Annotated in this window: 7 protein-coding genes; all 7 read right to left on the reverse strand. The window is 63.2% G+C overall.

The window, feature by feature from the left end; genetic code table 11:
• Nucleotides 1–208 precede the first annotated feature (208 nt).
• A complete protein-coding gene (locus ACK59H_RS22175; RefSeq protein ID WP_060480294.1) occupies nt 209–943 on the reverse strand; it encodes a YkgJ family cysteine cluster protein in 735 nt (244 codons plus the stop codon).
• Complete coding sequence (locus ACK59H_RS22180) at nt 940–1,251, reverse strand: hypothetical protein (protein ID WP_060480295.1); 312 nt, start codon at nt 1,249–1,251, stop codon at nt 940–942. Before ACK59H_RS22180 ends, ACK59H_RS22175 begins: the two co-directional genes overlap by 4 nt.
• A gap of 97 nt (nt 1,252–1,348) precedes the next feature.
• Nucleotides 1,349–2,248, reverse strand: a complete 900-nt coding sequence (locus tag ACK59H_RS22185; RefSeq protein ID WP_060480296.1) for a chemotaxis protein — start codon at nt 2,246–2,248, stop codon at nt 1,349–1,351.
• 83 nt (nt 2,249–2,331) lie between these two features.
• Complete coding sequence (locus ACK59H_RS22190) at nt 2,332–3,516, reverse strand: HlyD family type I secretion periplasmic adaptor subunit (protein ID WP_060480297.1); 1,185 nt, start codon at nt 3,514–3,516, stop codon at nt 2,332–2,334.
• On the reverse strand, nt 3,513–5,681 hold the full coding sequence (locus tag ACK59H_RS22195; protein ID WP_409264923.1) for a type I secretion system permease/ATPase: 2,169 nt from the start codon (nt 5,679–5,681) through the stop codon (nt 3,513–3,515). The genes ACK59H_RS22190 and ACK59H_RS22195 overlap by 4 nt, the downstream gene beginning before the upstream one ends.
• Nucleotides 5,678–7,111 (reverse strand): TolC family outer membrane protein, encoded by a 1,434-nt coding sequence (locus ACK59H_RS22200; RefSeq protein WP_409264924.1) that lies wholly within the window; start codon nt 7,109–7,111, stop codon nt 5,678–5,680. The genes ACK59H_RS22195 and ACK59H_RS22200 overlap by 4 nt, the downstream gene beginning before the upstream one ends.
• A 62-nt stretch (nt 7,112–7,173) precedes the next feature.
• Nucleotides 7,174–9,438 (reverse strand): BapA/Bap/LapF family large adhesin (locus tag ACK59H_RS22205; RefSeq protein ID WP_409264925.1); only part of this gene is annotated, 2,265 nt, incomplete at its 5' end.

Consider the following 9,438-nt stretch of genomic DNA (forward strand, 5'->3'; position numbering starts at 1 on the left):
CACAGGCGCTAAAAGGCTCAAATTGAACCCTTGAGCGAAGAGGCCGAGATGGAGGGCAATTTGATCGCAGGCAGTGCAGCGCGGATTCTCAGCGCCATGGCCAAGGCGCTGATCAATGACATGGAAATCGGCCTCGATCACCGCACATGAAACGGGGGGGGGTGGGGCCGCTTTGCGGCCCACCCACGAAGACGCCCGACGGGCTTACCTAGAACCCAATGAAGGCATAGTAGGCTGGCGCTTGGGCCGTGGTCTCCAGCCCCAACACCTGCAACTCACTCATCAATTCAGGCTGCTCTACATGCAGTGCCCAACTGGCACCAGCCAAATCCGGCACTTGCTCCAACGCAGCTGCAAAAGCCTTCATCTCCGGCAACCAAGCGGTAAAACCGTTGCCTTTGAGTGCGCTGGTGGTCATCCCTAGGCATTCGCAGACGGCTACCTTGGCGGCGATATCCTCGCGATCGGCTTGCCGCGAAGCCTCCACCAGCGCCAACAGCGCACGGTCGACCGGCAGCGCGCCATGGATCAGTTCAGGCCCCTGTTGCCACGCCTCGGGAGGGCAATCCTTGTTCTGCGGTCGCAGCGGGATATGCGGGTTGATTTCGACCGGATAAATACGGCAGACCAACGGCCGGCTTTCATAGATGGTGCAAAGATCGCCCTCGGACAAATAGCGACAGCGCCCGGGATTGAAAGCCGCGAAGGTCACCGAAACCCGTGCTTCGCCACCACCACAGCGCACCGCATGGGAGCGGCGCAGCACATGCTCGCGCTGCTCTACCGGCATGCCAGGCCCATCGGTCACAAAGGCCTCGATCAAAACGATCACCTGGCCACCCGCTGCCGCCCATCGGCGCGTTTCATCCAACGTCAGCGGCACATGGTGGCCGGTACAGCACTTACCACAACCGGTACAGGCAAAACGTAGGCTGCCGCTCACTTGGCGTCGGGGTTCCATTCGCTGACGTAGGCCTGCTGCTGCTTACGGTCGTACAAACACAGCTCGGTGCCGCTGCGTTGGCGCATGTGCTTCTGTGGATGAACCCCCTCGATCAGCAGGGCGCTGAAACCGGTTCGGTCATCGAACTCCGCCGGCTTGCCCCGGGCATGGGCATCTTTGAACTGACTGGCGTTCAGGCACGCCTTGAGCATTTGCTGGCGCTGCTCGTTCCAGGCTTGGCTGCTGGAGGCCTGGGCGACACCGCTGAACAGTGCCCAGGCGATCAAAAGCGATTTGAGAAACTTCATACGCAATTCCGGGAAGTTATCCGAGGGCGCGAATTATGCCCGAATCATCCCCAGCAGCCAGCCGGGGAGTTTGTCGCTGGATATGACACCACGCCGATCAACGTTCGGCAAACACAACAGCACGCGCCGCCGTCACCAGGCAGTCGGTCAAATCAGGCGAAGAAAACTTGGTGAGAATCGCATTGGCCCCGGCCAGCTTGGCCTTTTCACTGCTCATGGCGCTGTCCAGTGAGGTGTGTAGCAGAACGTACAGGTGCTGGAAATCCGGTGTCTCGCGCAGGGTGCGGGTAAAGGCGTAGCCGTCCATCTCGGACATTTCGATGTCTGAAACGATGATGTTGATTTCCTGCGCAGTGCCCTGCAATTCCAGCAATACGTTGATCGCATCCTTGGCACTGCGTGCGGTGTGACATTCGATGCCGAGGTGGCGCAGGGTATGCACTGACTGCTGCAGCGCCACCTGGCTGTCGTCGACTACCAGAATGTTGGCGGCTGCCAGCAGGCTTGCGTCTTCTTCGCTCAGCTGATCAGGATGGGCCTGGGGCTCTGGCGGGGCGATGCCGTGGATGACCTTCTCGATATCCAGCACCTGTACCAGGGTGTTGTCGACCCGCGTCACCCCGGTGATGAACGACCGGTTGCCCGAGCCGTACGGCGGCGGTTTGATGTCGGTGCTCAGGCAGTGGACGATGCGGCTAACCGCCTGCACGTGCAAGCCTTGGCGCGAACGGCTGATTTCGGTGACGATCAGGCAGCCGCCGGCCGGATCTTCCAGCGGCCGTTCGCCAATGGCCCGGGACAGGTCGATGACCGACAGCGAATTGCCCCGCAGTGTCGCTACGCCCTTCACATGGGGGTGTGACTCGGGCAGCTTGGTCAGTGGCGGGCAAGGGATGATCTCGCTGACCTTGAGCAGGTTGATTGCCATCAGCTTGCCGCTGCGCAGGGTGAACAGCAGTAGCGACAGCGCATCTGCACGGGCATTTTGCGTGGCCATGGTGACCTTCGTGAAAGAACTAGGGATGCCGGTTTATCGGCTTCATTCAACGGCTCTTTAATGTCGACAGCGTTAAGCAGCAATTAACGCTCGCGCAGCGCTTCCCGGGCGCGGTTCAGCGGCTTGACCAGGTAATCGAGTATGGTCTTCTGGCCCGTGCGAATATCCACCGTGGCGATCATCCCCGGCACGATCGCAAAATGCTTGCCGGCCTTGTTGGTCAGGCTGTCCTGTTCGGTGCGGATGAACACTCGGTAGTAGTAGATCTCGGGCTTCACTTCATCCTGCAGGGTGTCTGGGGAAATGCCCACTACCTTACCGTCCAGGCCGCCATACACCGAGTAGTCGTAGGCAGTGATCTTGACCTTGGCTGCCTGGTCGGGGTGGATGAAGGCAATGTCTCTTGGGGCGATGCGTGTTTCGATCAGCAGCCGCTCGTCCATCGGCACAATTTTCATCACCTGCCCGCCGGGCTGCACGACACCGCCCAGGGTGTTGACCTCGATGTCCTTGACGATGCCGCGTACCGGCGAGCGCAGGGTCAGGCGGGTCAGCGAGTCGCTGCGCCCGCGAATCACCTCCGCCAGGCTGTCGGCTTCGGCACTGGCCTTGGCCAGCTCTTCACGCGAGCGCACCAGGTAGTCGGAGCGCGCTTCGTTGGCCTTGAGTTCAAGCTCCGAGCGCTGACGGTTCAGGCGGATCACCTCAACCCGGCTGGAGGCACCCATCTTGGCCAGGTTCTCGGTGATTTTCAGTTCGGCGCGCACCAGTCTCAGCGAATCCTCGATGCCTGCCAGGGTCTGCTCCAGGCCTTTTCGACGGGTTTCGTACAGCGCAGTTTCGGCGTCGATCAGTTCGGGCGAGTCTTTCAGGCTTGCAGGAAAGCGCAGTGGTTTGCCGGTGACCTCAGCGCGCAGGCGTGCCACGCTGGCAAGTGCTGCGCGGTACTTGGCCTCGCTTTCGCCAACGCTGGAGGCGGTTTTGGTCGGGTCGAGCTGGGCCAGCACCTGGCCACGCTCGACCAGGTCGCCTTCGGCGACGTTCATTTCGGCGACGATGCCGCCCTCGAACGACTGAATTACCTGCTCCCGTGAGCTGGGAATCACCTTGCCGGTGCCGGTGGACACTTCGGTTACCTCGAACCAGGCCGCCCAGGCCAGGAATGCGCCGAGCATCACCGCGCAAATTGTGATGAGGCGGCCAGCACGCAGTACCGCCTGCTCGTCCTGGCCATCGAGGTAGGACGCGGGAAGTTCATGTTGGCTCATGCCTGCACTCCTTGCAGTTTGGCCAGGGCGGCTTCGCGTTTGTCGTCGATGACGATACGCCCACCGTCCAGCACGATGATGCGTTCGACCCGCTGCAACACGCTCAGGCGGTGGGTTGCGATTACCAAGGTACGGCCCTGGCAGAAGCGGTCGAGGTTATCCAGCAACTTGCGTTCGGTGGTGTCGTCCAGCGAGGCGGTGGGCTCGTCGAGCAGCAGAACCTGCGGTTGGCGCACCAGCAGGCGCGACAGCACCAGGGCTTGGCGTTGGCCGCCGGAAAGCCCCAGGCCGCCTTCGAGGATCAGATGGTCGAGCCCCTTGGGCAGGCGCCTTACGAACTCCAGTGCCCCGGTCGCGGCCAGCGCTGCGACCAGCTCCTGGTCGCTGGCCTGGCCGGCGCCGAGGGTGAGGTTTTCTCGCAGGGTGCCGTGAAACAGCCGGGAATACTGAGCAAGCAGGCCCACGTCGCGGCGCAGGTCGGCGGGGTCTAGGTGGTCCATGGCGATGCCATCGAGGCTGACTTCGCCCTGGGCCAGGTCCATGGCGCCGCCCAGGGCCTGCAGCAAGGTCGATTTGCCGGCACCGTTGCGCCCCAGCACTGCAATGCGCTCGCCGGGTTGAATGGCCAGCTGGCCGATGCTCAGCACGGGTGGTGCCTCTGGGCTGTAGCGAAAGTGCGCCTGGCGCAGCAGATATTCGCCGCGGATCGCCGGCAAATGGACGCGGGCTTCGCCCTCGGGGTGATCGACCGGTGCCTGCATCAGCTTGTCCAGGCCCTCCAGCGCGACTTTGGCCTGTTGCCAGCGGGTCAGTACATGGGTCAGCTGGGCAAGTGGGGCCATCATCCGTGAGGACAGCATCGAGGCGGCCACCAGGCTACCGGTAGTGAGGTCCCCTGCGATCACCATCGGCGCGCCGATCACGATCACTATCGCAAACACTGCACCTTGGACGTTTTGGGTCCAGGTGACCAAGCCGTTGGTCAATGTGCGCAGGCGCAAATTGGTGTGCGCGCAGGCAGCGTTGTATTGGTTCCACTGCCGCTCGAAACGGGCTTCGGCCTGCAAGGCTTTGATCTCGTCCAGGCCCTGCACGCTTTCCACCAGCATGGCATTGCGTAGCGAGGATTCGCGCATCGACGCATTGGCCAGGGCCGCCAGCCGCTTCTGTGCCAGCAGGCCGGGGATGACCATGGCCAGCAGTGCCACCAGCGGGATGAACACCAGTACCCCGCCAATCAGCCAGAACACGAACAGAAACAGCAGGAAGAACGGCAAGTCTGCCAACGCGGTTGCCGTGCTGGAGGTGATCAAGTCGCGGATCGACTCCAGCTCGCGCAACTGAGAGATGAACGAGCCGGTGGATTTCGGCCGGGCCGAGTTGCGCAGGCGCAGCGCATGCCCGTAGACCAAGTCCGATACCCGCAGGTCAGCGCGTTTGCCCAACAGGTCGGTCACCTTCAGGCGCAGCAGGCGCATGCTGAAGTCGAACACCAACGCCAGCACCACGCCGCCGAACAGTACGTACAAGGTGGGCAGCGACTCGGCGGGAATCACCCGGTCGTACACCTGCATCGAAAACAGCACGCCGGCCAGCGCCATCACGTTGGCCACCAGCGAGGCGACCATCACCTGGCTATAAGGGCGCAGGTCGCGCAGCACGATACGGGCGAACCAGTGATGGTCGTACGGGGCGGTGTAGTCGTCGGTGCGCACATCACGCAGGGGCCGTGCCGGGCGCATCAGCGCTACGCGGTTGATACGCCCCTCCAGGGCGTCACGGGGCAAGCGCGAGGTCAGGCGCTGGTCGCCGGCAAACACCACTGCCAGCTCGTTGTCTTCGGTCACGGCCTCTACCGTGGCCAGTTGACCATCGTCCAGTTCCAGCACCAATGGCGTGCGCCACTGGCGCAGGGCCTTGGCGTCGTAACGCACGAAGCGCAAGGTCAGGCCGGCCTGGCGTGCCATGTGCCGCAGAATTTCATCCAGCGGGCGTGCATCTTCGACCGCAGCCAGGCGGATGCGCTGGGGCGAGACGTCGAGACGGTAATGGTGCGCGACCTGCAGCATCACTTCCAGCCAGGGGCTCAGATCGGGGCGCTGTTCCTGCATCTGCTCCACAGGCTGCTGCTGACCGGATTGGGTCAATTTCACAGGATCGTTCATGGCTCGATTTCCACCCCTTGCAGGTTGCGCCCTTCCAGCCCAAAGGCCGAACGCAGGGCGCCGGTGTTGTACAGGCAGTCGACATCCAGGCGCAGCAGGTCGGAGCGGGTGCCGGCGAGTTCGAAGCGGGACTGGTAGATCTCCTGCTCGGCATTGAGCAGGTCGAGCAGGGGCCTGGTGCCCAAGTCCAGGTACTGCCGGCCATACAGTTGGCGGGCTTCCTGAATGCTGGACTGGCGTGATTGCAGTGCGTCGAGCCGCCGGCCCAGGCCTGTAGTCTGTGCCATGGCTTCGGCAAGGCCTCGGCGGGCTTGCAGGCGTGCGGCGTCCTCGGCCGAGTCGGCGGCGCTCAGGGCATGCCCGGCGGCGCGGCTGCGCGCGCTGACGGCGCCACCTTGATAGATGGGCACTTCGACATTCAGGTAGATGCCTGCCTGAGTGCGGTCCAGGCTTCGGTTGTCGCGGTTGTAGTCGTTATCCAGGTAGTGATTGACCTGCGGCTGCAGCGACAGCGTGGGGTAGGCCTCGGCCTTGGCTTGGGCCAGTTCGGCCTGGGATTGGGCACGCAGGGCCAGGGCCATCAGCACGGCGGGCAACCGGTCGCTACTGCCATTGCTGCGCTTGCACGCCTGGTTCAGTTCAGGTGGCGGCGCTTCGGCCAAGGCTGGCGGCGCCACCCGCCCAAGCAGTTCGGCCAGGGTAGAGCGCCAGCGTTGGTATTGGGCTTGGTACTCTTCGAGGGTAGCGCGGGCGCCCTCCACCCTGGATTCGGCCTGGACCACATCGGAACGCGTGCTGGCGCCCATGTCGCTGCGTTGCCGGGCCATGCCGGCGATGTCTCCCACGCCGCGAATCTGATCGCGGGCGATCTGCATCAGTTGCTCGTAACGGCGGGTTTCGATCCAGGCGTAGGCGGTATCGCGGGCAAGGTCGTCGATCACCAGCAGGATGTTGGCCTGGGCGCGATTGGCCGCAGCCTGGGCGGCGCTGACGGCATGGTCGACCTTGCCGAAGTCGTACAGCATTTGCTTCAACGACAGGTTCACCGCCTGGCTGCTGCGGTCGCCGCCGTAGCCGGTGTCATAGCCGGTGCGCAGGCCCCCAGAAATTTGCGGGTAGTAGCCTGCGCGGGCCACGTTGATGCCTTCGCCTTGCTTGTAAAGGTTGCCTATGGCCTGGGCGATGCTGGGGTGCCACTGGGCGGCGGTGAGTACCGCTTCAGCCAGCCCCAGGCGGTCACCTTGGGCGCTGGCCTGCCCAGTCGGTGGGCGAGCCTGCACGGCATCGGGCGCGTCACGCATCAGCGACGGCCCGATGGTACGCAGTCTGGGGTCTATGTCATCGGCTGCCTGGGCAACCGGGTTCAGATTCAACGCCAGGAGCCCGAGGGCTCCTAGCCACAGCGGTGACAGCGGACTGCTTCGCTTCACGAAATTCCCTTACTGCTGTTCGTCCTTGTCGCCGGGCATGTGCCCGGCGGTTTGCAGCGGCCTCAGACGACATGGATGCTGTTCTGCACCCAGAGGTGATGGCTCGGATCTTCCTGGGCCGTGTATTGGTTATAGTCGATGCCATCGACGGTCTGGTTTGCAACCAAGGTCCAGTTGTCCGTCATGTGCACTGAGTCTTGCCCGTCCCCCTTGATGATCAGCGTGTCGTTGCTGGCTTCGGTGATGGCTACCACGTCCGCCAGGTTCAGGGTCAGCGCCACCGCGCTGGTGTCGTTGAGGTCGATGACCTCGATGTTGTGGATACGATCGGCCAGGTTTGCCAGGTCGATGCTGGCATCGCCACCGCCCCACAACAGGGTGTCGGTACCGGTGCCGCCGTCGACGCTGGCGAAGTTCTGGTCGACCACTTCGAGGGTATCGTTGCCGGCGCCGCCTTCCAGGGTGATGTGGCCACCCTGGCTGCCCACCAGGTGGTCATCGCCGTCGGTGCCGGCGATCACTTCACCAGAGGCCGCCGCGAGGCTTGCGACCACCGCATTGTCATCGCTGGTATCGGCCGCCAGTGCCGAGAAGGTGGTCAGGCCGGCAGCATTGTCCAGGTTGACGGTCAGGGTGGCCGTGTCGGTGGCGCCGTTGGGGTGGGTCAGCTCGTAGGTGAAGGTGTCATGCTGGCCGATCACCGCTGAGGTCAGCCCGCTTTTGAGGGTGTAGGTATAGCTGCCATCGGCTTGTACCAGCAGCGTGCCGTAGGTGCCCACCACGCTCACACCGTTGTAGCCAGGTACGGTGAAGGTGTTGGCTGCGGTCAGAATGCTTAGCACGGTGAGGCTCGACCCAAGCGTGTCTGCCCCCGCCGCGTCGGTGATCAGGTTACCGCTCACCGCGGTGTAGTTGCTGACCACGAACTCGGTGAGGTGCGTGGTGGTGGCATTGAGGCTGGTGGTAATCGAACTGAGCAAACCGATACCGCCGGAGTTCACGCGTACCTGGTAGCTGCCGGCCGTTTGCCCACTAAAGGTATAACCGGCGCCACCACCCAACAGGGTCAGCAGCGAACTGCCAGGTACCGATTGCACCAGAGCATACTGGCCAGTGCTGGTGTTGAGTTTGTACAGCGCGATGGTGGTATTGCCCAGCAAGGTCAGCAGGTTGGCCGAGTTGATCACCACTTGCAGGTCGGCGCTGGTGTCGGCGGCTACGGTGGTGGTGTAGGTGGCCTGGCGTGCGCCGATTACCGGCAGGCTGAGCGTGCCCAGGGTTGTGCTGCTGGTGTCGACCCGGTTGGCCAGGGTGATGTTGGTGCTGTCGATGTCGTTGACGGCGTCCACCACGGTGGCTGGCGCGCCAAGGTTGGTGTCGCTCCAGACCTCAGTGGCCTGTGGGCTGTCGATGCGCACATAGAGGCTGGCCGCAGCGCTCTGGCCGTTCGGATGCACGAGCTGGTAGCTGAATACATCGACCTTGCCCACGCTGGCGGGGGTGCCGTTGGGGGTGTAGGTGTAGCTACCGTCGGCATGAATCACCAGGCTGCCGTACAGGCCTTGAACCGTGGTGCCTGCGCCACTGGCGGCGGCAACGAAGCTGCCGTTTTTGAGCACCTGCAGTACGGCGGCGTTGTCTGGCCCCAGCGAGTCGATGACGCCGGTAGTACCCGGATCGGTGATGACGTTGCCCGAGGTTGCAGTGCCGCTGCCGGTGAACTGGGTGAGGCTGGTGATATCGACTTCCAGCGTGGTGGCGACGTTGGTGACCAAGCCTATGCCGCCGCTGGCTACGGTCAGGCGATAGTCACCGGCTTTTAGCACGCCGATGTCTACCTGCAGCCCTATCGGCAGCACGATCAGGTCCAGCAGGCCCTGAGTATTGCCGGTAGCGATTGTCACCCATGCACCGCTGGCGTCCTTGACCTGCAAGGTGAAGTTGGCGTTGTTCAGCAGGGCCAGCACGCTGTTGGTTGACAGCAGCAAGGTGGGGTCGGCAGTGGTACCGGCGCCCACCGTCCAGGTGAAGGTCTTGCTGAACCCTGACAGCAGCGTTGTGAAGCTGTCGTTGAAGGTTTGCGAGGTGGTTACGGGCGAGAGCGTCACATTCGCCGTGGCCAGGTTGTCGCTGGCGACCAGTGGCAGGTTCGCATCCAGGTCAGGCGCTGTGACGATTGCTGCGCCGGATACGTTGTTACGCGGGTCGGTCAGTGTCACAGAGAGGATCTGGCCGTTATCCTGCGCGGGGCTCAGGGTAACGGTGAAGCTGCCATTGGGCTGCACGGTGGCAGTCTGCAGTACCGTGCCGCTGGCGTTGCGTACGGT

It is taken from the genome of Pseudomonas sp. KCJK9000, from assembly GCF_046230725.1.
GTDB lineage: Bacteria > Pseudomonadota > Gammaproteobacteria > Pseudomonadales > Pseudomonadaceae > Aquipseudomonas > Aquipseudomonas promysalinigenes.